The organism is Streptomyces sp. NPDC088350 (assembly GCF_044753545.1).
GTDB lineage: Bacteria > Actinomycetota > Actinomycetes > Streptomycetales > Streptomycetaceae > Streptomyces.
On record NZ_JBIVNL010000035.1, the window covers coordinates 1 to 1,102 of the forward strand.

The 1,102-nt window shown below is 66.3% G+C and carries 1 pseudogene; it reads left to right on the forward strand.

Annotated elements, in window-relative coordinates:
* The first annotated feature begins 75 nt into the window (after positions 1 to 75).
* Positions 76 to 1,079, forward strand: a pseudogene (locus ACIQBL_RS48065) (IS5 family transposase).
* Positions 1,080 to 1,102 lie beyond the last annotated feature (23 nt).

The window sequence follows — 1,102 nt, forward strand, 5'->3', positions numbered from 1 at the left end:
TAGGGCGCGTATCGGGTCGTGATCAATCTGCCGATTCGCCTTTGTGGTGGGGCCTGAACCGGTAGATGTTCTTCCGTGACACGAGTGCAACTGACGGACGTGGAGTGGGAGTTCATCGGGTCGTACCTGCCGATCGGCGAGTACGGCCCGTATCCCGAGCGGTTGCGGCAGCAGTTCGAGGGTGTGATCTGGCGGTTCAAGACTGGCGGGCAGTGGCGGGAGATGCCGGAGGAGTTCGGTGCCTGGCCGACCGTCCATAACCGTTTCCGGCAGTGGCGTGACGCCGGCGTCTTCGAGGCCCTGCTGGAGGGCCTGATCGCGGAAGCGGCGAAGCGGGGTGAGGTGGATCTGTCCCTGGTCAGCATCGACTCCACCACCGCACGCGCTCACCACGACGCGGCCGGGATGCACTTGGGCGAGGACGTTCTCACAGCCCTGGAGAAGGCTGCCACCGAGGCGGAAAAGGCCAGGTCAAAAGGGGCAGCCTCGAAGAACAAGACGGACAGGACGCCGAAGCAGATCCCTGGCGGGAGGAACGGCGACGCATCCGGCGTCGGCGGAAACTCCGGCTGAAGGCCGCTCTCCTGGGACGTTCCAGGGGCGGGCAGACCAGCAAGGTTCACCTCGCTGCCGACCGCAAGTGCCGCCCGCTGGCGTTCGTGCTGACCGCGGGCCAGGCTGCGGACAGCCCGCAGTTCATCCCCGTGCTGGGGAAGATACGGGTCCGCGGCCCCGTCGGTCGCCCCCGTACCCGGCCGGACGCGGTCGCCGCCGATAAGGCCTACTCGTCCCGCGGCAACCGCTCCCACCTGTGCAAACGCCGCATCAAGGCGGTCATCCCGGAGAAGAAGGACCAGGCCGCCAACCGGAAGAGGAAGGGCTCCGGCGGCGGTCGGCCCGTCAGTCACGACGCGAACCTCTACAAGGAGAGGAACACCGTCGAGCGCCTGATCAACAAACTGAAAGCCTGGCGAGGCATCGCCACCCGGTACGACAAGACCCCGGACAGCTACCTCGCCGGCCTACACCTGCGCGCCTCGATGATCTGGCTCAAGGACCTCACCCGAACCACCCATTGATCACGACTCAATACGCGCCCTAG